General features: G+C 68.3%; 15 protein-coding genes. 10 read left to right on the top strand and 5 right to left on the bottom strand.

Annotated features, from left to right (window positions below):
* Positions 1-105: 105 nt before the first annotated feature.
* Entirely contained in the window at positions 106-1,002 is an 897-nt protein-coding gene (locus Poly30_RS12675; RefSeq protein WP_419191313.1) for a response regulator, read from the bottom strand.
* A gap of 117 nt (positions 1,003-1,119) precedes the next feature.
* On the bottom strand, positions 1,120-1,821 hold the full coding sequence (locus Poly30_RS12670) for a signal peptidase II (RefSeq protein WP_145197823.1): 702 nt from the start codon (positions 1,819-1,821) through the stop codon (positions 1,120-1,122).
* 173 nt (positions 1,822-1,994) lie between these two features.
* On the opposite strand from Poly30_RS12670, the gene Poly30_RS12665 reads away from it, so the two are divergent.
* Positions 1,995-2,954 (top strand): tyrosine recombinase, encoded by a 960-nt coding sequence (locus Poly30_RS12665; protein ID WP_145197821.1) that lies wholly within the window; start codon positions 1,995-1,997, stop codon positions 2,952-2,954.
* Positions 2,955-4,775: 1,821 nt separating this feature from the next.
* Here the strand turns inward: Poly30_RS12665 and Poly30_RS12660 are convergent.
* Positions 4,776-6,173: a hypothetical protein gene (locus tag Poly30_RS12660; RefSeq protein WP_145197819.1), complete on the bottom strand. Its 1,398-nt coding sequence runs from the start codon at positions 6,171-6,173 to the stop codon at positions 4,776-4,778.
* Positions 6,174-6,266: 93 nt separating this feature from the next.
* On the opposite strand from Poly30_RS12660, the gene Poly30_RS12655 reads away from it, so the two are divergent.
* The 7 genes from Poly30_RS12655 to Poly30_RS12625 all read left to right on the top strand — a co-directional run bounded on the left by Poly30_RS12655 (position 6,267) and on the right by Poly30_RS12625 (position 18,356).
* Complete coding sequence (locus Poly30_RS12655) at positions 6,267-10,199, top strand: DEAD/DEAH box helicase (RefSeq protein WP_145197817.1); 3,933 nt, start codon at positions 6,267-6,269, stop codon at positions 10,197-10,199.
* Positions 10,200-10,259: 60 nt separating this feature from the next.
* Positions 10,260-11,264, top strand: coding sequence for a sugar-binding protein (locus Poly30_RS12650; protein ID WP_145197815.1), 1,005 nt, complete (start codon positions 10,260-10,262; stop codon positions 11,262-11,264).
* Positions 11,261-12,778, top strand: coding sequence for a sugar ABC transporter ATP-binding protein (locus tag Poly30_RS12645; RefSeq protein ID WP_145197812.1), 1,518 nt, complete (start codon positions 11,261-11,263; stop codon positions 12,776-12,778). The genes Poly30_RS12650 and Poly30_RS12645 overlap by 4 nt, the downstream gene beginning before the upstream one ends.
* Complete coding sequence (locus Poly30_RS12640; RefSeq protein ID WP_145197810.1) at positions 12,775-13,791, top strand: ABC transporter permease; 1,017 nt, start codon at positions 12,775-12,777, stop codon at positions 13,789-13,791. Before Poly30_RS12645 ends, Poly30_RS12640 begins: the two co-directional genes overlap by 4 nt.
* Positions 13,792-13,859: 68 nt before the next feature.
* Positions 13,860-14,921 carry an aldose epimerase family protein gene (locus Poly30_RS12635; RefSeq protein WP_419191312.1) on the top strand — a complete coding sequence of 354 codons (1,062 nt, stop codon included), beginning with the start codon at positions 13,860-13,862 and terminating at the stop codon, positions 14,919-14,921.
* Positions 14,918-15,685 (top strand): SDR family NAD(P)-dependent oxidoreductase, encoded by a 768-nt coding sequence (locus Poly30_RS12630; RefSeq protein WP_145197806.1) that lies wholly within the window; start codon positions 14,918-14,920, stop codon positions 15,683-15,685. Before Poly30_RS12635 ends, Poly30_RS12630 begins: the two co-directional genes overlap by 4 nt.
* Before the next feature lie 88 nt (positions 15,686-15,773).
* On the top strand, positions 15,774-18,356 hold the full coding sequence (locus Poly30_RS12625) for a hypothetical protein (protein ID WP_145197804.1): 2,583 nt from the start codon (positions 15,774-15,776) through the stop codon (positions 18,354-18,356).
* Between the two features lie 369 nt (positions 18,357-18,725).
* Here Poly30_RS12625 and Poly30_RS28425 read toward each other — a convergent pair whose 3' ends face one another.
* Positions 18,726-18,884 carry a hypothetical protein gene (locus Poly30_RS28425; RefSeq protein ID WP_419191311.1) on the bottom strand — a complete coding sequence of 53 codons (159 nt, stop codon included), beginning with the start codon at positions 18,882-18,884 and terminating at the stop codon, positions 18,726-18,728.
* A gap of 422 nt (positions 18,885-19,306) precedes the next feature.
* Between Poly30_RS28425 and Poly30_RS12620 the strand changes: the two genes are divergently transcribed.
* Both Poly30_RS12620 and Poly30_RS12615 read left to right on the top strand, forming a co-directional pair.
* Positions 19,307-22,219, top strand: a complete 2,913-nt coding sequence (locus Poly30_RS12620; RefSeq protein WP_145197802.1) for an RNA polymerase sigma factor — start codon at positions 19,307-19,309, stop codon at positions 22,217-22,219.
* A gap of 67 nt (positions 22,220-22,286) precedes the next feature.
* Positions 22,287-23,747, top strand: coding sequence for a CYTH and CHAD domain-containing protein (locus Poly30_RS12615; protein ID WP_145197800.1), 1,461 nt, complete (start codon positions 22,287-22,289; stop codon positions 23,745-23,747).
* Between the two features lie 36 nt (positions 23,748-23,783).
* On the opposite strand, the gene Poly30_RS12610 is transcribed toward Poly30_RS12615, so the two are convergent.
* On the bottom strand, positions 23,784-25,454 hold the full coding sequence (locus Poly30_RS12610; RefSeq protein ID WP_419191310.1) for a sensor histidine kinase: 1,671 nt from the start codon (positions 25,452-25,454) through the stop codon (positions 23,784-23,786).
* Between the last annotated feature and the right edge of the window lie 209 nt (positions 25,455-25,663).

The raw sequence follows: 25,663 nt of genomic DNA, 5'->3' as shown, positions 1-25,663 counted from the left end.
ACGGACCCAAGCGAGCGCGAGAAGTATCGGCCCCACTCATCCGGATGCCAAGGGAGACATCGAATGAGCGTGCGGGAAAGGGCAAAAAAAGCCCCAGGGGGCCGCTCAGCCGGGGTCGGGCCCACCCGTGGGGACATCGTTCAGGAGCCGATCGATCATCCCGTAAAGCACGCTCCGGGGGTAGGGCTTGCGCAGAAGCCCGCTGGCGCGCTGGATCGTCGAGAGATCGATATCGCTCGCCGTGGCCAGCAGGAGGGGCACGTTCTCGGTCCTCGGATCGGCTCTGAGGCGGCGCATGACCTCCTCACCGTCGAACTCCGGCATGGCGAAGTCCAGGACGACGAGGTCCGGGAGCGGGTCCAGCGCCATCCGATCCAGTACCTGGCGCCCGTCGAAAGCCGTTTCGACCTGGTACCCGCGTGCAGTGAGGACGGCGGCCGCGCCGAAGGCCACGTCCTCGTCGTCGTCGACCACCAGAAGGCGCTTCCCTCGCAGCCCCTCGCTCAGGGGGCTCGAAGCGGCCCCTCCGACCTCCCCGACGCGTGCGATTCCCTCGCAAAGCGCCCGGAGATCCCCGTGGGTCGGGAGATCGGTCTCGGCCCAGTCGGCCTCGATCTCGCGCTTGAGGTCCCGGTTGAAGCGCTGGAGATCGCACCAGGGTAGGTAGTCGGGGCTGTCCGGGTCGACCCGGAGGTCGTCGTGGGTGTCGACCGAGAAGAAGAACTCGCCCGCCACGAGGTACTCCTGGATCACGAACTTCATCCACGGGTACCGGCGGTTGCCGAGCCTGAGCGCGAAGCGTCGACAGCCGCGCTCACCGTCGGCCCCGCCCTCGCTGGAGGTCTCGACGAAGACCCCGCGCATCTCCCGTAGCGTGCTGCGGCTCCCCAGCTCTTCGAGCTTCGCCTGCGGCGCCCCGACGACGCCTTCCGGCCACGCGTGATCCACATAGATCGCGACGGCTTGTCGGACATGGGCCGGAGTCAGCTGTGCCAGCTTCATCGGACGGGACGGGGAGCGGGGCCGGGTATGGGAGGGAAACGAAGTAAGGAAAGATAGAGCGGCCCACGGCCGCATTCAAATGCGGGGGGAGCCTGGCTAGCCCAAGCGAGGGCCTGTTCAGGCGGTCGGAGGCGAAGCTTCCGTCGCCGGTTCCTTCACGGGCGCCTTGGCCCCGAAGAAACCGGAGAGCAGCAGGAGCACGGCTCCCACGGTGATGCAGGAGTCCGCGACGTTGAAGGTCGGGAAGTGCCAGTCCCAGCCGTAGAAGTAGACGTCGATGAAGTCGCGGACGGGACCGAACTTCCGGTCCGGGATGACCCCGGGAAAGGTCGGGTCAGGAACGTAGAAGAAGTTGTCGTACAGGTTACCGAGGGCGCCGGAAAGGATCAGCACGAGGGCGCTCAAGTAGACCTTCTGGCCTTTCGGTGTCCGGACGATCAGCCAGGTCAGAAAGAGCGCCGCGAGGCAGCGCCCGCCGACGAGGAGCCAGGGCGCACCCGCTGCCTTCCCGAAGGCGGCGCCGTAGTTCAGATTCAGCATGAACCCGAGCCCTTCCCAGCCATCGATGATCTGGTATCGGACGTGGCCGCGCTCGGAATAGCCCACCTGCTGACCTGCGTCCGGGGCTTCCAGCCAGCTGAAGACGGCGGATTTCGACCAGAGATCCAGGCCGATCAGCGCGATCACGACGGCGAAGAGTGCCAGGTGGCGCCCCATTCCGGGACGCTCCAGAGCGGGTTCGGCCCCACGCAGATCGGACGCGGGGGGTGTGCGCTGCACGGCGATGGTCTCGCCGCTCGCTTCGGTTACGCCAGTCATATTCCTGACAGCGTATCGGTAGTGAATGCGACCCGGCGCGGCTTTCCCGGAGATGACTGCCGCGAATCTTGCGCTGGGGCCCTGCGGGGAGCCATCGTACCGGGGTGAGCAACCAGGAGACTCCCAGGAACGGCGCGCGAATCCGAAGGGCGAACCCACCGGCCTTCCAGCCCGTGAGGAAGTCGCCAAGCCCTCCGCCGCTTCCACCGGGCCTCGCCGGATCGATTCTGGACTTCCTGGACGCGATGCGAGTCGAGGCGGGTCTCGCCCGCAATACGCTCGCTGCCTACCGGACGGACCTCGAGGGCCTGGGTCGCTGGCTGGGCGAGCGCGGCGTGATCGACTGGAGCGACCTCGATGAGGATCGCATCATCGAGTGGCTCGGCCATCGCCGCACGGGTGGCGCGGCCGAGACGTCGGTCGCCCGCGGCCTCGTCGCCTTACGGATGCTCGTCCGGTTCCTCATCCTGGAGTCGGGCCTCAAGAAGGACCCCACCGCCCGCATCCCCACGCCGAAGCTGAAGCGTCTCCTGCCGGCCACGCTCAGCCCGGAGGACGTCGAGCGCCTCCTCGGTGTTTTTCTCGTCGATGGCCAGCCGCCCGACTGGCGCGCGGAGCGTGACACGGCCCTCCTCGAGGTCCTCTACGCAGCCGGTGCCCGCATCTCGGAGGCCCTTGGCCTCACCACGAACGATCTACCCCCGGACCTCTCTTCCCTCAGGCTCCATGGCAAGGGCGACAAGATGCGCGTCGTCCCCCTGGGCCGCCGCGCCCGCGCCGCGCTCGAACGCTGGCTGGAGAACGGCCGCCTGACTGTCGTGCGACAGCGAAAGGCGGCGGGGGCCGGGATGGCGAGTTCCTCGGTGTTCCTCTCCCGCAGCGGCCGCCCCCTGGATCGGTCCAGCGGTTGGCGCCGTGTCAAGGAGGCCGCCCGCCTGGCGGGGTTGCCAGAGTCCATCTCGCCCCATGACCTGAGGCATTCCTTCGCGACGCATCTCCTGGCGGGCGGGGCGGACCTCCGGGCGGTTCAGGAAATGCTGGGGCACGCCTCGATCCGTACCACCGAGATCTACACCCACCTTGATGTAGAGCATGTGCAGACGGTTCACCGGATGCATCATCCGAGGGGTTAGGTGGGTTCGCCAAGCGGCTTGGTTCAGCCCAGTCGTCCCGACCCAGTCGTCCCGACCCAGTCGTCCCGACCCAGTCGTCCCCCGCGTCCGCAGGACGCCCGGGCTCTCGCGCGTCAGCGCGAGGCCCGCGCGAGGCTCGCCCTCGCGGCCTGTCCGGCGAGGACGCCCGTGCGGCGAGCACGCCCGCGCGGCGAGCGCGCCCGTCCGGCGAGGACGCCTGCGCGGCGAGCGCACAGCGGTGCAACCGCTATTTCGCCGTCAGGCGAAATGCCAGAGATACTGCGCGCTGTCACAGCGATAGGGCGGCCCGGCTCCACTTGCCTTGGCAGCAGACCTCCCGCCGACCGCTGCCCCAGCAGGTTTCCCGACATAGACCTCCCGACACAGACTGCCTGCCGTTCGCGCGAAGCGCCGAACGCGTGGGCTGAGACCTCCCGCTGAAGACTTCGGTGCTGCCCGCAGGAGCGCTCGCCCGCATGGGCGAGCTGGGCAGATTTCTGGCTTGCCGCTGAGACCCGAGATCCGAGATCCACCCAGCTCGCCCATGCGGGCGAGCGCTCCAGCGGCCAGCACCGAACTCGGTAGCGGGAGGTCTGAGCCCACGCGTTCGGCGCTTCGCGCGAACGGCAGGCAGTCTGTGGCGGGAGAACGTCAACGGTCTGAACTCCACCCAATGCAGCCAATGCCGCGACGGACAATCGCTGAAACGAAGCTCACCAACCGTCCCCCGCGTCCGCAGGACGCCCGGGCTCTCGCGCGTCAGCGCGAGGCCCGCGCGAGGCTCGCCCTCGCGGCCCGTCCGGCGAGGACGCCTTGCGGCGAGCGCGCCCGTCCGGCGAGGACGCCTGCGCGGCGAGCGCACAGCGGTGCAACCGCTATTTCGCCGTCAGGCGAAATGCCAGAGATACTGCGCGGCTGTCACACGATAGGACGGCCCGGCATTTCGCTGCCACAGCGATCGCGCGGCCTGGCTCCACTTGCCTTGGCAGCAGACCTCCCGCCAACCGCTGCCCCAGCAGGTCTCCCGACACAGACCTCCCGACACAGACTGCCTGCCGTTCGCGCGAAGCGCCGAACGCGTGGGCTGAGACCTCCCGCTGAAGACTTCGGTGCTGCCCGCTGGAGCGCTCGCCCGCATGGGCGAGCTGGGCAGATGTCGGACCTGCCTGTCAGACCTGAGACCTGAGACCTCAGACCTCAGATCTCAGATCTGAGACCTGAGACCTCAGACCCGCCCAGCTCGCCCATGCGGGCGAGCGCTCGAGCGGTTAACACACAAGCCGTCAGCGGGAAACCTGAGCCCACGCGTTCGGCGCTTCGCGCGAACGGCAGGCAGTCTGTCCCGGGAGACCTGCGTCGGGCCGTCAGCCAGGGCGGCGGTCAGCGGGCAGCCCACAAGCCGTCAGCGGGAAGCCTCAGCCCACGCGTTCGACGCTTCGCGCGAACGGCAGGCAGTCGGTACCGGGAGCCCTCCAGCGGGCAGGACTGCGACCAAGGCATCGAATGCCGAGCCGCCCTATCGCTGTGACAGCGCGCAGTATCTCTGGCATTTCGCCTGACGGCGAAATAGCGGTTGCACCGCTGTGCGCTCGCCGCGCAGGCGCCCTCGCCGGGCGGGCGTCCTCGCCGGACGGGCGCGCTCGCCGCGCAGGCGTGCTCGCCGCACGGGCCGCGAGGGCAAGCCTCGCGCGGGCCGCTCAGCCCCTGCGGGGCCGAGCCGGGCCCGGGCGTCCTGGCGGACGCGCTGGACGATCAGGGTACAGCCCCAATGACCCAAAGCCCCAAAGCCCCAAGGCCCCAACCCTCATCGCCCCGAACCAATCAGTCCAACACGATCTCGCTGAACATCACCGTACTCCCCGCATGGGCCCCAAACCCATAGCCCCCGACCATCGCGTCCGCCGGCAAAACGATTCCGGCCATCTCGACACCACCGACCGTGATCACAAGCGTCTGGTCCTTCCAAAGCGCCTTCACCTCGATCGGACGGCCCGCCGGCGGGACGATCTCTTTCGCCTCGGCGATCGCCTCGTAGGGAGCCTCGGGACCTGCGCGGTGAAAGACGTAGACACCTTCACGCGTGTTACAAACGAGAAGGTACCGATCACCCTGCCGATCCCCCAGAACGAGATCCGCCTGGGCCGCCACCTCCATGTCGTTCGCGAAAAGAACCACCGTCGTGGTCAGGGTGAACGACTCACCCGACAGCGGTTCAGCGCTCAGCACCAGCGCGTCGGTTCGGCGCGTCGCGACCGTCTGCCAGCCGAACGGATGAGTGCCGACCGCGCCCGCTTCCATCACCCAGGCGGGCCGCAGCGCGAGCACATCGTTCACGGACATTCCCGTCGCCGCAGCGTGCCGCGCCACGAGAGACGTCGGCGCGACCGAAGGGGCATAGGGATCAAAGAATCGCTCCTTGGGAAAGACCTCGGACCCGCGACTCTTCAGATGCTCCGCGCGCACGCCTCCCTCCTCTGGGAGCCCTCGCAGCTCATTCTGTAGATCCGCGAGCGCACTGGAAGCGAACGGCTCCTGCTCCAGCGTTCGGCCGAACTTGGCGGCGTTCAGTCCAGCAATTGCGGGGCCGAGGAAATCAGCCGGAACCTCTCCTTCGCCTGCCAGCAGGGCGCGGGCCGCCTCCAGCGCCAGCGCAGCGCGTGTGGAGGGCGGAAGACCCGTTCCGAACATCACCCGATCATGAATGCGGGGCGCCACGGCGACGACCGCCCCGACGGAATCCAGCCCGGGAATCGACGGAACCACCAGTGGCTGGCCAGGCCCCTCGGAACCGCCCTCGCCCCCGTCGTCGTCATCGTCGAGGCCCGCCCGCCGACGGCGACGACGGCGCTTCACATCGTCTGCCTTCAGCTCGGGATGCTCCAGCCAGCGAAGATCCAGCGGCGACTCCGCCAGACCGAGACTCAAAACCGATACCGGATCGGACGCCGACGCCAACGCCTCTTCTTCCCTGGATTCCGCCCGGACAGCGGCCATGACCCCCTGCACGATCCGGAGGCCCTCCTGCGCGTACTGGTCCAGCGCCTTCTCCGAGCGCCAGAGCGCCGTGACGCGGGCCCCCTCGCCTTCGGCCACGTGCTGCGGTCCCCCAAGGAGAATCGGCACGAGAACCGGCACGACCACCGGGGTCACGAGGAGCCCCGGGAGGAAATGGGGCGCGAAGCGAGCGAGGCCGCGGGATCTTGGGCTATGGGTCATCATCCTGGACTGAAGGGTAGCCGATTAGGGAGGGCGCGGCGAAGTACGGCGCCCCGGGCCAGAACGACGAACGTAAGTCGCGTAAGTTAGGCAATCATGGCGATCGACGTCCCCACCCGAGCGAGGTTCCACCCGACCCTCGAGGCCTGGTTCTCGGAGCGTCTCGGCCCGCCCACCGCGGCTCAAGCACGCGCATGGCCCGCGATTCAGCGGGGAGAACACGTCCTGCTCGCGGCACCGACCGGCTCCGGCAAGACCCTCGCCGCCTTCCTGTCCTCCCTGAACGATCTCGTCGTCGAGGCGGACGCCAGCGGCCAGCCTCTGCCCCAGGAAACCCGGGTCCTCTACGTCTCGCCCCTGCGTGCCCTCGGCAACGACATCCAGAAGAACCTGCTCGGGCCGCTCGCGGACCTCCAGGCACGCGATCCGAACTTCCCCACCGTCGAGGTGCTCGTTCGCAGCGGAGACACGCCCGCGCGCGACCGCGCTCGCATGGCGCGGCGCCCGCCCCAGGTCCTGGTGACCACGCCGGAATCGCTCTACATCTTGCTCACGAGCCAGGGTGGACGCGGCGTCCTCCAGACCGTCCGCACCGTCATCGTGGACGAGATCCACGCGGTCATCGGCTCGAAGCGCGGCGCGCACCTCGCCCTCTCCCTCGAGCGGCTGGAGGCCCTTTGCACGGCCCCCTCCTCTGGTTCCGCCGGACGCGCCCCCCAGCGCATCGGCCTCTCCGCCACCCAGAAACCGCTCTCCGCCGTCGCCGACTTCCTCGTCGGACGAGATCGCGCTTGCACCCTCATCGACGAGGGCCACGCGCGCCCGATGGACCTCACCGTGCGCATTCCCGCGTCGCCGCTAGAACCCGTCATCAGCCACGAGGTGTGGGGCGAACTCCACGTCGCCATCGCCGAGCTGGTCCGTCAGCACCGCAGCACGCTCGTCTTCGTCAACACGCGCAAGGTCGCCGAACGAACCGCCCGCGAACTCTCCGAAATCCTCGGCCCGGATCGAGTGACGAGCCATCACTCCAGCCTCTCGGTCGAACGCCGCCTCGACGCCGAGAACCGCCTCAAGGCCGGTGAACTCGACGTGCTCGTCGCCACCGCGTCCCTCGAACTCGGCATCGACATCGGCGACGTCGACCTCGTGATCCAGGTCGGCACCACGCGCACCATCGCGACGCTGCTCCAGCGCATCGGACGCTCCGGCCACGGCGTCGGACGGACGCCCAAGGGCGTCCTGTTCCCGGTCTCGCCGAACGAGCTGACCGAGGCCGCTGCGCTGATGCTGGCCATCTCACGCCAGGAACTCGACGTCACGCCTCAGCCGACGTCTCCGCTCGACATCCTCGCCCAGCAGGTGATCGCCGCCTGCGTGAACGAGGAGTGGAAGGTCGACGACTTGCTCGCGCTGATCCGCCGCTGCTGGCCCTACCGCGATCTCTCCCGGGAACGCCTCGACGACATCCTCGAGCTGCATGCCGGCGAGAGGCACTCGCTCCTCCACGTCGACGAGACGTCGGACACCGTGCGCGGCACCCGCCGTGCCCGCATCATCGCGGTCACCTCCGGCGGCGCGATCCCGGACAAGGCGGACTACCGCGTCCTCGCCGAACCGGGCAGCGTGTTCGTCGGCACCGTCGACGAGGACTTCGCCATGGAGGCCAGCTCCGGCGACGTGTTCCAGCTCGGCAACATGGCCTGGCGCGTCGTCCGCGCAGAATCCGGCGTCCTGCGCGTGACCGACGCCGAGGGCGCGCCGCCCTCGCTCCCGTTCTGGCTGGGAGAGGCGCCTGCCCGCTCCCAAGAACTCTCACGCGCCATGGGCCATGTCCGCGAGGCCGGACACGACGTCGACTGGATTCGCGAGCAATGCGGACTGCAAGCGCCCCTCGACGAAGTGCTCGCCGAGCAGCTCCGCCAGGCGAAGAAGGCCCTCGGCAAGCTCCCCACCCAGGAGCGCCTCGTGATCGAGCGCTTCCCCGACGACTCCGGCGGCACCCAGCTCGTGATCCACTCGCTCTTCGGCGGACGCATCAACCGCGCGTTCGGGCTCGCTCTCCGCAAGAAGTTCTGCCGCTCCTTCGGCTTCGAACTCCAGGCGGCGGCCAACGAAGAGTCCATCCTGATCTCGCTCGGTCCCATGCACTCGTTCCCGCTCGACGAGGTGTTCGACTACCTGAGCCCCGAGACGGTCGAAGCGACGCTGCGCCAGGCCGTGCTCGACTCCCCCATGTTCACGGCGCGCTGGCGCTGGAACACGAGCCGCTCGCTGCTCGCGCCGCGCGCACCCGGGGGCAAGCGCCTGCCCGCGCCCGTGCTTCGCATGCGCGCCGACGATCTGCTCGCCGCGGCGTTCCCCGACGCGGTCGCGTGCGGCGAGAACCTGCCGCCCGGCGACCTCTCGATCCCCGAGGGTCATCCGATCCTGGATCAAACGCTCGACGACTGCCTCCACGAGGCCATGGACATCGACGGCCTCGTCGCGGTCCTGGAGGGCCTCCGCGACGGACGCATCGAGCGTCACAGCCTCGACACCGCGGAGCCCTCGCCGCTCGCCCTGGGCGCGCTCGCGATCGGTCCCTATGGCTATCTCGACGACGCGGGCCTGGAGGAGCGACGCGCGCGCGCGGTGCGCCGCGGCGGGCTCGAGGTCGACGAGATCGGCGTGCTCGATCCGGAGGAGATCGAGCGCGTTCGCCGCGAAGCCTGGCCGGATCCGAGGACCGCCGAGGAGGTGCATGAAGCGCTTCTCTGGATGGGGTACGTCACGGACGCGGAGCTACAAGACTGGCGGCCCTGGATCGACGAACTCCTCGTGTCCGGTCGCGTCGTTCGCCGCGAGGATCGCTACTTCGCCGCAAGCGCGAGTCAGGACCCGCTCGACGCGGCGCGCGGACGACTGGAGGTCGCGGGTCCGATCCCGATCCCGCATGCCGATTCGATTCAGCAGGCACTGGAAGCCGAGGGCCTCGCCATGCGCCTCTTCATCGACGGCGTCGAGCACTGGTGTCATCGTCGGTTGCTCGCGCGCATCCAGCGTCGCAGCCGCGAGGGCCGGCGGCGCCGCGTCCGCCCGGTCTCGACGGCTGCGTTCAGGACCTTCCTCGCGCGCTGGCACGGGATCGCGCCCGGGCACCGCTTCGAGGGCCCGGCGGGCGTGGTCACAGCGGTCTCGAAGCTGGCGGGCTGGGAGGCCGCGGCGCCCCTGTGGGAGAGCGCTCTCCTTCGCGCCCGCGTCGAGAACTACCAGCCGGAGTGGCTCGATCAGGCCGGGCTCAGCGGCCAGGTCGCCTGGGGCCGCCTCTGGGGATCCGCCACGCCCGCGGTCCGCGCCACGCCCATCTCGCTGTTCCCGCGGGCGGAGCTCGGCATCTGGGAATCACTGGCCGGACCCGCCTCGACGGACGAAATGGAGTGGCGGGCCGAGCGCGTGCTGAACGAGCTGAAGCGGCGCGGCGCGATGTTCCGCTCGGACCTCGAGCGCATCCCCGGCCTCGTCCCCAAGGACGCGGAGGAGGGACTCGACGAGCTGATCGCCCGCGGGCTCGCCACCAGCGACTCGTTCTCGTCGCTGCGACCGCTGCTCATCGCGCCCTCGAAGCGCCGCTCGCGGCCGCTGTTCGAAACCGGTCGCTGGAGCCTCTTTCGCGCCGAGCATGAAGGCCAACCGGACGTCGCAGCTGACCCTGAAGAGGTGGCTCGACTTCTCCTCCGGCGCTACGGCGTGCTCTTCCGCGCGGTCTGCCAGCGCGAGCGCATCGGCGTTTTCTGGCGGGACCTCCACAGGGCGCTCCGGCTGATGGAACTGCGCGGCGACGTGCAGGGCGGGCGATTCGTGGAAGGCTATTCGGGCGAGCAGTTCGCGCTGCCGGCCGTGCCGATGCTCCTGAAGGCCGCAGCGGAGGCGACGGGTTCAGAGCCGGGCCCTGGAGCGGAGTCGGCGCTCTCTGCGGCCGATCCCCTCGCCGCAGGGACCTTCCATGGAGAGCCGAACTTCGGAGATCCTGAGCCTGCGGCTCCGTGAAATTCCGCGCCGCTGCGCAGGGTCCTTCACCCGCACGCCGCGCCGTGCTACCGTCACCGCGTGCGTTACCCCCTACTTGCTCTCGTCGCGCTCGCCGCGTTCTCGTTCGTTTCGTGTGGTCAAGGTAATAAGGAAGGAGTTCGACGCGTGGCCGTCGTCTCCAACTGCGTCGACCCGTTCTGGAACGTCTGTGCCGCGGGTGCCCGCGCCAAGGCAGACGAACTGGGGATCGAGGTGGAGGTCGTGTTTCCCGACGGCTCCGCGCAGGACCAGAAGCAGAAGCTCGAGGACCTTCGTATTCGAGGCGTCGATGGCATCGCGGTGAGCGCTCTGGATGCGTCGGGCCTCAACGACGTCCTCAACGCCATCGCCGCGGAAATGCCCCTCATCACCCAGGATTCGGACGCTCCTGGGAGCGACCGGGTTTGCTTCATCGGCGTGGACAACTACGCGGCGGGCCGGGTGGTCGGCAAGCTCGTCAAGGAAGCCTGCCCCGACGGCGGGAAGGTCGCGATCTTCATCGGTCGCCTCGAACAGCAGAACTCGCGCGATCGACGCCAGGGCGTCATCGATGAACTCCTCGACCGAGACTTCGATTCGTCTCGCTTCGACGAGGTCGGTTCTGTGCCGAAGGGCGGCAAGTACGAGGTCATCGGCACGCTTGTCGATAACTCTGACCAGTCCCAGGCCAAGGCGTCCGCCGAGGACACCCTGACGGCGCACCCCGACCTCGCGTGCATGGTCGGGCTCTTCGCCTACAACCCTCCGAACTGCCTCGAAGCGGCGCGCAGCGCGGGCAAGCTCGGCGAGGTCAAGATCGTCGGCTTCGACGAAGACGACGTCACGCTGGAAGGCATCGAAGCCGGCACCATCTACGCCACCGTCAGCCAGAACCCCTATGAGTACGGTTCGGAATCGGTGCGCGTGCTGAACGCGCTCTGCGACGGCGACAAGAGCGTGATCCCCGCGGGAGGCGTCATCACCGTTCCCTCGGAGGCGGTCCGCAAGGATAACGTGGTGGCCTTCCGCAAGGCCCTCGAAGAGCGCCGCCAGGGCGACCAGTGACGGTCGCTCCCGCGCCGCAAGACAGCTGCGTCACCGCGCGCGGCGTCACCAAGGTCTTCCCGGGCGTCGTCGCCGTGGCCGACGTGGACTTCCGCGTTCGGCGCGGCGAGATCGTCGCGCTCGTGGGCGAAAACGGCGCGGGCAAGAGCACGCTGATGAAGATGATCGCGGGTCAGTACCCGCCGACCCAGGGAACGGTGGAGTGCGCGCCCGGCGTGCGCGTGGCGCTCGTTCACCAGGAACTCTGCCTCGCCGACAACCTGACGGCCGGACAGAACGTGTGCCTCGGGCGCGAGCCCTCGCGCTGGGGCTTCATCCAGGAGCGAGCGCTCCACGAGCGCGCCGACGTCGCGCTCCAGCGCCTCGGCGCGGACTTCCAGGCGCGTACGCCGCTCGCCGAACTCTCCATTGGCCAGCGCCAGCTCGTCGAGATCGCGAAGGCGCTCGACCAGCAGACCGATGTGCTCATCCTCGACGAGCCGACGTCCTCGCTGACGCAGACCGACTCGGACCGACTCCTCGAGGTGCTCAAGCGCCTGAAGGAGGAAGGCATCGCCATCCTCTACGTCTCGCACCGGCTGCCGGAGATCACCAGCGTGGCCGACCGCGCGGTCGTCCTGCGCGACGGCCGACGCGTGGGCGAACTCGTCGGCGCGGAACTCACGCGCGAGGCGCTGGTGCAGCTCATGATCGGGCGCGCCGAAGGTCATCCGCCCCTCGCCGTTCCAAGACCGGAGGGGACGATCGCGACGGTCCTCGAACTCGACGGCTTCGCAACCGAGGCGTGGCCAGCAGCGGTTCAGTCGCTTCAGGTCGGAGCCGGTGAGATCGTCGGGCTCGCTGGCCTCGTCGGGGCCGGGCGCACGGAGCTTCTGGAGACCGTCGCGGGCCTGCGTCCGGCTCACGCCGGGACGCTTCGACTGAAGGGCACCGACCTCGCCGAGCGCTCCGTCCGCGAGCGCATCGACCTCGGTATGGGTTTCGTCCCCGAGGACCGCGCCGGCTGCGGGCTCTTCACCGGCGGCCCTGTCGACGAGAACCTGACGCTGCCGTCGGCCCACCGCCGCTCCAAGGGGAGCCCCTGGCCGCCGGGCGGCTGGCTCGTGAAGGCCTCGGAGTCGCGCGAGTACGTCACCCGGGCCGAGCAGCTCGACGTGCGCGCGGCTTCCCCGAAGGTCGCGGTGAACTCGCTCTCCGGCGGGAATCAGCAGAAGATCCTCGTGGGCCGCTGGATCAACGAGGGGCTCGCGCTCCTGATGCTCGACGAGCCCACCCGCGGCGTCGACGTCGGCGCGCGCGAGGGCATCTACCACGTCGTCGAGGAACTGGCCCGACAGGGCGCCGGTGTGCTCTTCGCCTCCAGCGACCTCGAAGAGGTTCGGCGTCTCGCCCATCGGATCGTCGTCATGCGCGACGGGCGAATCGTCGGCGAGCTCCCCCAGGACGAAGCCACCGAAGCCGCTGTCATGAATCTCGCCACCGGTACCACGTCCCATCGCGTCCATACCCCATGAGCTCCACCACGACGCCCAAGGTCATCGCGATCATCCTGCTGCTGATCGCCATCTCCGCCTTCACGGGCATGGCCAACGATCGCTTCTTCGCGCCGGCGAACCTCGAGAATCTGCTGCAGCGCACCTCGCTCTTCGGCCTGCTCGGGATCGGCGCCGCGTTCGTGATCATCACGGGCGGGATCGATCTCTCCATCGGCTCGGTCGTCGGGCTCAGCGCGACAGCGCTGCCCTGGATGCTCACCGAGGTCGGGCTGCCGATCCCCGTCGCGCTGCTGATCGTGCTCGCGGGATCGGCGCTGATCGGTCTCATCCATGGACTTCTGATCACGCGGTTCAGCCTCCAGCCGTTCGTCGTGACCCTTTGCGGCCTGTTGATCTATCGCGGTCTAGGGCGTCAGCTCGTGCTGGACCAGACGCAGAGCTTCGGCCAGGAGTTCGATGGACTGCGCACGCTCAGCATCGGGCGCCCCTTCGCCATCGCGGGCGTTCAGATCTCGACTCCCTCGCTGATCCTCCTGGGCGTCGCGCTGCTTTCCGGCCTCGTCCTCTCACGGACGGTGTACGGGCGCGCGCTCTTTGCGCTCGGCCGCAACCCCGAGGCCGCGCGGTTCGCGGGGCTGCCCGTGAAGCGCCTCACCGCGGCCGCCTACGTCGGTTGTTCGACCCTGGCTGGCCTCGGCGGCGTGCTCTTCGCGCTCGACATCAACTCGATCCAGCCGGTCAGCATGGGCAGCTTCTACGAGCTGTACGCCATCGCGGCCGCCGTGCTCGGGGGCTGCAGCCTGCGAGGCGGCGAGGGATCGATCCTGGGCGTCGTCGTCGGCGCTGCGGTCATGCGCGTGCTCTATAACTCCATCGTGCTCCTCGGCATCCCCTCGCAGCTCGAGTTCGCCATCGTCGGGGGCGTGCTCTTGATCGGGGCGCTGTTCGACGAGGCCTTCCGTCGCTTCGTGGATGCCAGGCGACTCAGCCGAAGTCGTCGAGCGGCTCCTCCAGCCCCTTCCGCCCCATGAGATTCTCACCTTCCGCTACCAGGGCCTCAGCGTCCGTGGCTCTGGCCCTCGTCGCCTCCTGCTCCACCATGAGCTCCGCTCCTTCGACGTTCTCCCCCGTCACGACCGCCTCCTTCGGTCAGCTCCAGGACGGTCGCGAGGCCACGGCCTATACGCTCCGCAACCGCGCGGGCATGAAGGCCGTTCTCACCGACTTCGGCGCCACGCTGGTTTCCTTCGAGATGCCCGACCAGCACGGGGACGTCGCAGACGTCGTGCTCGGCTTCGACGACGTGAGCGGCTACGAGAGCGACCGCAACCAGTACTTCGGCTGCATTGCCGGGCGGGTCGCGAACAGGCTCCAGAACGCGCGCTTCGAACTCGACGGCGAACTCTACGAGCTGCCAGCCAACGACAAGCCCCACACGCTCCACGGCGGCGATGTGGGCTTCGGCAGGCGTCTCTGGAGCGCGAAGGTGGGCGGAGGCGCCGAGGTCACGTTCACCTACGTGTCACCCGCCGGGGAGGAAGGCTTCCCGGGCACGCTGACGACGTCGGTCACCTACTCACTCTCCGACGACGGCGTGCTGAAGCTCGACTACGAGGCGATCACCGACGCCCCCACGCTCTGCAACCTCACGCACCACAGCTACTTCAACCTGGGCGGAGCGGGCTCGGGCCCGATCGCCGATCACGAGCTGACCCTCGTGGCGAACGGCGTGACCATCGCCGATGACACGCTGATCCCGACAGGGGAGATCCTGGACGTCACGGGCACCGCTTTCGACTTTCGCCGGTCCAAGCGCATTGGCGTGGACCTGGACAGCCTCATCACCACCAAGGCGCTGGGCTACGACCACAACTTCGTGCTGAACCCGGTGCCGGGTAAGCCGTGCGCCGAGCTGCACGACCCCGTGAGCGGGCGCACGCTCCAGATCACGACGGACCAGCCCGGCATTCAGTTCTACACCGGCAACTTCCTCTTCGGGCAAGAGGGCAAGGACGGAAAGACGTACGCGAAGCGCTCGGCCTGCTGCCTGGAGACCCAGGCCTTCCCCGCAGCACCGACCCACGCCCATTTCCCCAGCATCGTCCTTCGCCCCGGCGAGACGTACACCCACACCACGAGCCACCGCTTCTTCCACCGATGAGCCCCAAGCCCCTTGTTTCCCTGGAGGGCCGCGTCGCCCTCGTCACCGGCTCGACCACCGGTCTCGGCAAGTCGATCGCCGCGCGCCTCGCCGACGCCGGCGCCAAGGTCGCGATGAACTACGCGAACAACACCGAGCGCGCGGAGGCCGCCTTCGAGACGTTCCGGAAGAACGGCGGCGAGGGAGCGCTCTTCCGCGGCGACGTCACCGACGAGGCCGACGTCCCACGGCTCATCGAGGAGATCAAGAAGACCCTCGGCCCCGTGGACGTCGTCGTCTGTAATGCGACGCCGGACCAGCCACAGAAGCCCATCGAGCAGTACGACTGGGCCTTCCACCAGCAGATGATCGACTTCTTCGTGAAGAGCCCTTTCCTCCTCGCGCGGGCCGTGCTTCCGCACATGAAGAAGCAGCGCTGGGGCCGCTTCTTGAACATCGGCTCCGAGGTCTTCGACAAGGGCCTGCCGAACTTCAGCCCCTACGTGGCAGCCAAGGGGGCCCAGCGCGGCTGGACCCGCTCGATGGCGAACGAGCTGGCTCCGTATCAGATCACGGTGAACATGGTCTCGCCGGGCTGGATTCCGGTGGAGCGTCACGAGAACGATCCCGAGGAGGCGAAGCGCGGATACCTCCGGATGATTCCACTGCAGCGCTGGGGCGTCCCGGACGACATCGGGCACGCCGTCGCCTTCATGTGCAGCGAACAGGCCGGGTTCGTGACCGGGCAGACGCTGGTCGTGAACGGCGGAATGACCGTGTCCTGAACGGGTTGCGGCGGGGAGCGGCCGGCGCGGGAGATCGATTCCCGGAAAACCGCTGCGGACTCACGGGGGGCTCCACGCAGAGCCCCCCATGCTTACCTTCGCGTCCGCTGCCCTCTTTCTGCCCCTCCTTGCCCCGGGCCTGACTGGCGCGCCTGGCCCGGCTCGCGCGGCTGCCCCGGTTCGCGCGGCCGTCGCCGAGACCGCCGTCCTGGCCCTGGGCGACATGCCCGAACTGGCGGGGACGGCCCTCGCTTCGTTCGAGATCGAGCGACCCGTGTGCAAGAAGAGCGGTGAGATCTTCGGCTCGGTCTCCTTCCTGGGTGCCACGTCGCGGGCGATGCTCCATCCGGTCTCGACCGGCATCGACGGGGACGGGTCGGGGTGGGTGCTCGCGATCGAGGCTTCCTCCGCTCGGCTGTCGGATCTCGTCCCGCCGCTGAAGAGCACCGTCGCCGGCGACCTGAAGCTTCGAAGGACCGCAGTGCTCCTCGCCACGGGCAACTCGCGCGTCGACGAGGCGACGATGAGCCCCGACGTGGCCGCGTTCTACTCGCCCTACTTTCGTTCGGCGCGGCTGATGCTCGAGGTCGCGGGCGGTGTGAACGTTCTGACGCGGATGGAGGCCGGTAGCGGCTCCCCCCTCGGCGTCGCGCTCGGCATGCTCGGGATCGAGACGGACGGGGTGCTGCTGCAGGGCACGATCCTGAAGGACGCGTCGTTCTCGGAGCTCAGGGAAGCGCACAAGAACGAGTCCCTGCGGGAGCGGCTGGAGGAGTCGATGGAGCTGCGCGCGTACCTGCCCGCCGTGAATCTCGGCGGGCTCCCCGACAGCTTCGTCACCGGGGAAACGAGCCTCATCGTCGGCGGCAAGCCCAGCGTGGGCCTCTCCTTTCGGCTCGTCGCGAACGGCGGCGATGCCAGGCGCTCGCAGTCCTTCGAGTGCCGGGTCGACGTCGCGGAGGCGCGGCCGGGCGTCACGGAGGTACAGGTCCTCGGGACGGCGCTCGGGACGTGGCGCGACGCGCTCGGAATCCGTGGCCTGCACCTGGAGAGCCCGCGGCTTCTGCTGGAGGTCGATACGGCCCAGCGAATCGGCTTCGGCCTCCGGGGAGGCCTCGCGATCGGCGCGCGGAACATGGCGCTCTCCGCCAAGCTCCAGCTCCACGCGGTCACCGGCGCTCCGGTCGGCGGGTTCTTCGAAGGGCGGCTCGACTCCATCGGCTCCGCGGACCTCGTGGCGTTCGTCAGCGCGCTCGGCGCGGCGCGGGGCAAGCAGCCGCTGCCCGCTTGCACCCTTCCTGACTTCGAGCTGCGCGATCTCTACCTGAAGATCGCCCCCACCGAAGGCGACAGCGATCTCGGCACGAGTGAGGGCTTTGCGCTGCGAGGCGAACTGCACGCGCTGGGGAGGAAGCTCGCGTTCGTCGATGGCGCAATCAGCATGGGCGGGCTCGTCCCTGACCTGACGCTGATCGGCGCGTGCTCCGACGTGGATCTTGGCGCCGTGTCGCTGAAGGACGCGAGCGTCGACGTTCGACTTGGCGCCACGCTCGACCAGCACTTCCGGCTGAAAGGTGCGACGAAGCTCCTGGCTCTCAGCCGCACCGTCGACGTGAACTGTAGCCTCACGAACCTCGTGATCGATACCTCCGAGGAGTTCAAAGGCGTGTACTCGACGGCCTATCACCTGAGTTCTCCGTCGCAGGGTCGGCCCGCGTGGCGAGTCGCTGCGACCGTGGAGAATCAGCTCTCGCGGACCTTGAGCGAACAGGTCTCCGGCAAGGCCCGCGCCTGGGCCGAGGAAACGGAGCGGGACTTCGCCAGGGCTCAAAGGGACCTCGACGACGCGAAGGCGCAGGTTCGCCAGCTCGACGGATCGATCGAGGCAGAGAAGAAGAAGGTGCTTGCTCGCCGCGACCGCCAGGGCTCGGCGCTGCGAAGCGCGCAGGCCGAGGTGCAGAAGCTCACCGGTGAGATGGACAAGGTGCGCGCCACGATTCTCGGCAACCGGAAGACACGGAAGGCCAAGGTCGATCGGAAGAAGAGCGCCGCCGACAGCGCGCGAAAGGCCTGGCAGCAGGCCATCAGCGACCGGAAGAAGGCTCCTCTCCAGAAGCGTCCCAAGCTGAAGATCATCGAGGCCGCGAAGTTTGCGGACTACCAGGGCAAGCTCGCCGCCTGGAAGACGTCGAACGCTGGATACCAGGCGCTCCTGAGGGTGCCCATCGAGGCCGACCCGCGCATGGTGGCGCTTCTCACGGCGCGCGAGGCCGCAACCGGAACCCTCAAGGGTGCTGAGAAGATGACGGAAGTCTGGCCCATCGAGACGGACCCCAAGGTGGCGGCGCTGATCGCTGCGCGGGAAACCGCTCTCGGGGCGCTCAACGTGGCGAAGGGCTCGGTCTTCCTCGGCGGCAAGGCCGTGGTGGGCGCGGGCAAGATCACGAGCTGGATCGCGAAGCACAACGGCGACCTCTTCATGCTCGATTCCGCGAGCTTCGAGGCGGAGCTGGCGGGGTATCTGGCCGGAAACTCGGTGCAGCTGGACGCGAAGGCCCGCTTCCTCGGTGACACGAAGACGTTCCGCCTGCGGGTTTCTGCGGGACTCTTGAAGGACGGCGCGCTGGCGACGGCCCTCTGGAACCACCTGAAGAAGGAGCTGGAGAACTGAGGAGCCCCTGGGCGGCGGCCCGCCGGGTCACGCCGGACTTGCCGCCGGAATTCAGGGGTCTTCAGCAGAATCTGTGGGCCTGAAACGCTCCCGTCCTGCGGCGAACAAGGAGCTCTGCGCCTGGAGGGTAATCCGCTGGACTCGGCTGGACTCCGGAACTCCTGCCAATGCAACCAAAGAAGCAGAGGAGGCGGGAGGGTCGAGGGGGCGCGGCGCCCCTGTGAGGGATGGAGGGACGAAAGTACGCGAGCTTGGGCCTGGCCTCCGCCTCGGGAGACGGAGGCAAGAAGTCGAGTCGCGGAGGCGAAGAGTGGGAGTCGCGAAGCCGTTCCGCAACGGGTCGCTCCGGAGGCGCTCCGGAGGCGCCAGCTACGCCTGAAGAGCCCCGGTGACACGCGGGAGGTCGTGGATCGTGAGCAGTCCCTTCTGACCCCCCTTCGTCCAGCCCGTTCGCAGGAGCCAACTCTCCGCCACCACGACCAGGTGCACGTGGTTGCTCATCACCGAAAACTCCACGATCCAATCCATCAACCCAAAATGCCCTCCAAACTACAATTTAAAGCCCAAACGCGGCACTCTAGCCAAATTCCCCATCCGCCCTAATACAGTATACTCGGCAGACCTTTCCCACCGGCCGACTCGCACTCCGCGCCCCCGAACCTCCCACTCTTGCCTCCCCGTCACAACGCGTGGGCCAGGGCCGAGCCCGCACCCTGACAACTCCCCACCCCTCCCAAGGCCGCCGCGCCTTCCAACCTCCCCGCTCCTTCCGCTTCCTTGGTTGTATTGGTAGCACCCCAGCACCCCAGCCGCCCAACAGACGGCCTCCACCCCCAAGCCGAAACCCCCAAGCCCTTGTCACCCAAGCGAAAAAGACGCATCCGTCCCACAGATTCCTCTAAAGACCGGAATTCAGAATCCTCCCGCGATTCGGCGACACTTCTCCCTCCATGAGCGAATCGAGCCGAATGGAGCAGGAGTCAGGCTGGAGCACGGAGGCCGTGCTTCATAACGTTGCGTGGATTCGCCGCATGGCGGGCCGGCTCGTGGCGGGGCCCGAAGCGGCGGACGAACTCGCGCAGGAGGTCTGGGTCCGGTCCCTCCAAAAGCCTGCGCCCGAGGGAGTCGCGCCTCGCGCCTGGCTCATGGGTGTGCTGCATCGCACCCGCACCGAAACGAGGAGGAGCGCCCTGCGTCGACGCGAGCGGGAAGCGGCCGTGGCAAGGCCAGATCGCGACGGCACGGGCCAGCTCGAGCACCAGGTGGCCATCGAGCGCGATCTCGTCGAGCGAGTCCTGAAGCTCGAGGAGCCTCTCCGCCGCACGGTCCTGATGAGGTACTTCCAGGGACTCGACGTTCAGGCCATCGCGAGCCGCGAAGGCCTGACCGAGTCCGGAGTTCAGTCTCGGCTGAACCGCGCCTACGCGGCGCTTCGCCGTCAGCTCGCGAGGACGCCCGGGAGCCCTGCCGGGCTTTGGCTGGCGGCAGCCTATCCTGGAAAGGTGGGATCAGCGGCGCTGGTCGATGGCTCCACGAAGGCTCCGGTCCTTTGGAAGGCCGGGGCTGTCGCCGCGGGGGTGTCCCTGCTGGGCGTCGCGAGCCTGGCCGCTCTGCGAGATCCACGGCCACAGCCCGCTGCGGTCCTGGTGGAAACGGCGGCCGCCGTGAACCTGGAAGAGGCCCCGGTGGATCCCGCCGCCGGATCCGACGAGGGGCCGGGGGCGATCGAGTCGCTGGCCCAAGACCTGACCGGTCGGGTCGCGCTGGCCGACACCAATGACGCAACGGTGGATGCCCCTCCGAAGGAAGGCACGGAAAGGCCGCGCCCCGGACTCCGCGCTCGCGTGGAATCGAGGTCCGGCGCGGGCCTCTCCGACATTCCTCTTCGGCTCAGCTGGGGCGACCTCCCCCTGTCCCTGTGGTCCGGAACGACCGATCTCGAAGGATACGCGGAGGTTCCGGCCGAAGCCCTGCGTTCGGCTCGCACGCTGAGCGCGAGCAAGACCATCACGCTGGGCATCCTGGGGCTAGGAGTCTGCGAGCCGGTCGCACTGGAGCTCGACGATCTTCCCACCGAAACGATCACGCTCGTCCTTCCGCAGGGAGTCGGGCGACTGGAGATCCTCGTCCAGGAGCCGACGGCGATCGCCGGTCTCCACGCACCAGGTCCCATGGCATCCGAAGCCGCCGTCTCCCTCCAAATCCACCGTGGCGCGACGGCCTACTCGAGTGGTCTACCCGAGATACTCCGCGGCGTCGCGGGTACTCCGATCGTCGTGCCTTGCGTGGGCATCGGCCACGAATGGACCGTGACCGGTCGCGTCGGCAGCCGCCATGGGGTCACGCAGACGACCTTCGGCGGCCCGACGGTCCACGGCGAGGTGGCGCGCGTCACGCTCGGCACGGACGACCCCGACCCGACCCTTGTCGGTTGGGCGAAGCTGGACTCCCCTCTGCCCTTGGCCGCCGGGCTCCAGCTCAGGGTCGAGGTGTTCGACACGGACGGCGAGCCCCTGCCGTGCACAAGTCACTCGTCGATCGACCATGCGAGCGGCCGGCTAGTCGTTGGCCTGGAGACTGCCGCGACCGCGGGGACGCCGTGCCGCTTTCGTCTGGAGCTCGCGACCCGCAAGGAGGCCGCGCCGCCTGAGGAGGTGTGGGTGACCGGCTCGATCCCGGCCGCGGGCGATGTGTACGACCTCGGCAGCCTGGACTTCGTGCCGGCGAGCCGCACCCTGCACGGAAAAGTCGTGGACGAAATGGGCGCCGCGGTCCCCGGTGCCCGGGTTCTCGTCTGGCTCGCCTCTCCAGACGACGTGCACTACCCCTGGACGCCCGAGTTCAAAGCCCAGGGGCTGAGCGCCAGCGACGGCACGTTCGTGATTCCTTTCCCGCGAATCGAAGGAGAGTTCGGCGTGTCTGCCAAGGTCAAGAACGGCATCCGCAGTCCAATCCTCGTGGTGACGGATCCGGAGCGGCCGATCGAACTCATCGCCCTGGCACCGCGGAGCGTGGTGGGTCGGCTCGCGCCCGCGCCGGGGTTTCCCCTGGAGGCGCTCTTCGTCGAGGTGAAGGAGTCCGGCCCGCCGTCGCCCAGTCTCCAGATCTCGGTGAACCCGGAGGCGGACGGGAGCTTTCTGATCGATGGACTCACGAGCGACTCGGTGGACGTCGTCCTGCGGAGCCAGCGCCAGGGACCGATCGCCGCGCGCGTCGATGACGTACATCTGACGGATATTCAACCCGACCCCAGGCTCGACCCGTGGCAATGGCAGGCAGGCGCGCGAGCCGTGGATTTCCGAGCCTTCGGCGCGGAGGGTCTTCCGCTCCCCTACTGCCGCGTGTCCACCGAGGGCACCTCGTCCCTCTTGTTCCCGGAAGGACGGGTTCGGATGCTGCTCCCCGACAGCGTGGAGGAGCTCACGCTGACGGCCCACGAGCACGCCGATCTCACGTTGCCCGTGGCCTCCATCGGCGACTCGGTCACCCTCGAAGCGGCGCTCACCGTCTCTCTGCTGATCGATGATCCCGAGGGCCTCCTGGAGGGATTCAGCGCCCAGATGTACCACTTCGACGAGGGCGGTCTCGGGGCACTCAGGGACGCGCCGGATGCCGGTCCAACCGGCGCCGCTCGCTCCGGGTACATCTACGATCATGCGTACTCCCGGAGAAAGGCGTTTACCGCTGGAACACCCGTTTCGTTCCGCTTGCGCAGGGCGGGAAACTACGGGGTGATGTTCTTCCGCCCCGGCGAGAGGACGCAGGCCCCCGATGAGGACGTGCCACGGAGCCTGCGGGGCCTTCGGATCGCCGTCGACGCCGCCCGGCCGCTCCAAACGGTGCGCGTGGAAGCCTCCCGATAGATCGAGCGCCACGACTCCCCGTGGACGATCGAGCATCTTCCCCCGCCCCGAGGTAGCGTAGGCAGCCATGGGAGCACCCGAGGCAGAGATCGAGCTGAAGTTCCGGATCGCGCCAGAGCAACGATCGGCACTCGAAGCCGCCCTGGACGCAGAGTCGGCGGAGCGCCTGCTGCTGCGGGCGCGCTACTACGACACCGCAGAAGGACACCTCTCCGCGGCCCGCATCGCGCTGCGCCTGCGCCAGGAGGGCGAGCGCTGGGTGCAAACGGTCAAGCGTCCCGGCAAGGACCCGATGCACCGCCTCGAGGACAACGCGGACGTCTCGGTCTCCCCCGGCGCTGCGCCAACCCTGGATCTCGCTCGCCACGGGAAGAGCGGCGCAGGCGAGGCGCTGGAGCGCGCGCTGGACGGGGCCCAGCCTGAGCTCAGGTACGAAACGGACATACTGCGCACCCGCTGCACTCTTCCCATCGGCGCCTCGTGCGTCGAAGTCGCCCTGGACGTCGGCGAGATCCGCGCAGGGGCCCTGAAAGAGTCCGTCTCGGAACTCGAGTTCGAGCTCCTCTCCGGGCCCGTCGACGGACTCCTCGAGCTCGCCGAGGAATGGGCGGCCCGCTTCGGTCTCGTTCTCGACGTCACTTCGAAGGCCGAGCGCGGTGAGCGACTCGCAGCAGGCGGTAGTCCATCCCCGGCGACGTACTTCGAGCGCGCCCAGCTGCCGAAGAAGCTATCCGTAGCGCAGGCGCGCGCACTGCTCCTGGGCGCCACTCTCGCCCACGCGCTGCCGAACGCCGCGGCCATCAGCTCGGGCAGGTACTCGCCAGAGCACGTGCACCAGCTTCGCGTGGCGCTTCGGCGGATCCGAACGGTGGCGAAGGCATTCGGTCCCGAGGACCGCGAGCGCGACGCCACGCTCAGGGCGCTCTTCCAAACGCTCGGTCGCGCGCGGGACGAGGACGTATTGGTGAGAACACCCACCCCCGCGTTCGAGGCCGCCGTCGCCGCGGGCCTGGCTCCGCCCGGACACCCCGTCGCCCGGATGCGGGACGACCTGGCTCAGGACGACCTCGCGCGTGCGATGCGCGAGATCGGAACCACGCGGCTCTGGTTGCAGCTCCTACGACTGGCGCAGTCTCGGGTCGGACCGCACGACGAACGCTGGTCGAGGGCCTCCGCTCGTGTGCTGAAGAAGTGGCGGCGAAGAGCCCGCAAGCACGCCGCGAAGTGGACGGAGCTGGACGCAGAATCACGGCATCGCCTCCGCAAACGAGTGAAGCGCCTGCGCTACCTGATGGAGTTTTGCGCGCCGACCGGAAGTGCCAGGGAGCACAAGCGTGAACTATCGAAGCTCCATTCGCTCCAGGCGGCACTGGGTGAGGGGAACGACATCGTGGCGGCTCAGGCCTGGCTTGCGGCGCGACCCGCCCTCACGGGAACCGAGACGTTCGCGGCGGGATGGCTCGCCCGCGAAGCCAGTTCGCTGGAAGGCCGATGCGCGAGAGCGGCAGCGGCCTGGCTACACCCCTGACCGGCGCCTCGCGCGGGTCAGCTCCCCACCAGGCCGTCATTCGATCGGGATGCGGGCGGTCACGAGGGTTCCGCCGCCGGGGCGCGACTCGATCTCCATCGTGCCGCCCACCAGGGTGACGCGCTCTTGCATGCCGAGGAGCCCACAGCTGGTGAAGCCTCCTGCCACGCTTCGCTTGGTCCGGGGCTCGAATCCTACGCCATCATCCGCGATGGATACCTGCAGTTCCCGGCCGGGCTGACAGAGCGCGACCTGGAGCTTCGACGCCCTGGCGTGCCTGACGACGTTGACCACGGCTTCCTGTGTGAAGCGAAACACCGCCGTCTCGACGTCTTCCGGAAGACGGCCGATCAGTGGATTCGTGTGGAACTCGAGCTTCAGGCCGCTCCTTTCGGCTTCCCGCCGAAGATACGTTTGAAGTGCCGGCTGCAAGCCGAGGTCGTCCAGCACCGTGGGCCGGAGATCCAGCGAGATACTTTGAACCTGTTCGAGGATGCGGTCGAGGATCGAGTTGCTCTCCGCGAAGGCGCGCTGCTGCCGTTCCGGATGATCCGTCGAGGCGACCACGTGCATGTTCACGCGCAGCGCCGTCAGATCCTGGCCGAGTTGATCGTGGAGTTCACGGGCCAGAAATTGCCGCTCGGACTCTTGAACGGTGATGAGCCTCTGCGACAGCCGCTGGAGAACGCCCGCGTTCCTCCTCGCACGGGCATCGGAGCGCTGAAGAATGACCACGAGAGCGGCGATCGCCAGTGCGAGGAGCGTGCCAAAGATCAGGAGACCGCGCACGGCGGGGCTCATGCCGAGGTCGAGCCCGCCGGGAGCGGGTCGAAACGCCAGCTGATACGTCCGCCCACATATTTCAAAACCGCCGGTCGAACGTAGAGGGACTTCATCGGCGAGAACCGCGCTCTCGACTCTCGCCTGAAGATCCGACCTGTGGTTGCAGACCTCCACGGGCCCAGAAGGATCCGTCACGTCGAGGAGATCGAAGTCCAGCCCCATCGGTTCCAGGCTTTGAATGGCCTCCAGAACCACGTCCTGGATCTGAAAGACGGCACTCACTACACCACGAAACGAGTCGGAGCTCTGTGGCTCGAGGTGCTCGATCTGGGGCTGGTCGTAGAGGGGCCGATGCATCGCGATGGCTCTCCCCGGGCCCTGATCCTGCACCAGAACCAGGGGCGCGGTGCTCACCACGGTCCCTCGCCGACCTGCCTCCTGCACCGCCGACAGGCGCGTTGCATCCGACCCGAGGTCGAAACCGACGGCCTCCTCGTTGGTCTCTACCGGGACGATATACCGGACGGGAAAATACTCTTCGGCATCGGCTCGTGGCACCATCTCACCTGGCCCCTCGCGCTCGGTGATCCGGTAGCCAGGATGGGTCAGCCCCCCGAGGGCTTCATGGCTCGCGCGCTCGTCCGCGAGGACCCGCGGAACCCAGCTGAGCGCGCTGAGAATCTGGTGGTCCCGAATGAGAGAGCGCGCGAATAGATCGAAGTCCTGATCCGACACATCGGAGGACGCATCGAAGAAGGAGCCAACAGACTCCACGATCGCCTGCCCGGCTTCGAAACCACGGCGAACCGCGGCCGTTCGATCGCGCGATGCACTTTCGAAGGCCTCCCGATGGCTCCGCAGTTCGAGACTTTCCACGTACGAAGCCGCAAAAAGCGTCATGAACAGGACGAGGAGAAACGCCACGACAGGGATCAAGACCGCCGGCACACGTGCAAACGGCGCCCTTTCGGAATCAGCCCCGGGGCCGGCTCTCGAAGGTCCTGGCTTCATCGATCCGCGAGCCTATCCCAACCGCGGATGCAGATTCCATGAAACTGCACCAATCCGGAGGTGCAATTAGCTCCTGGTCCCACCAGCAACACGGAGGTTCGAGGGCCTGTTCGCCCGTCGCG

The organism is Saltatorellus ferox, assembly GCA_007751475.1.
GTDB lineage: Bacteria > Planctomycetota > UBA1135 > UBA1135.
Note: the sequence above shows the minus strand (reverse complement) of the source record. Positions and strands in the feature narration are given on the sequence as shown.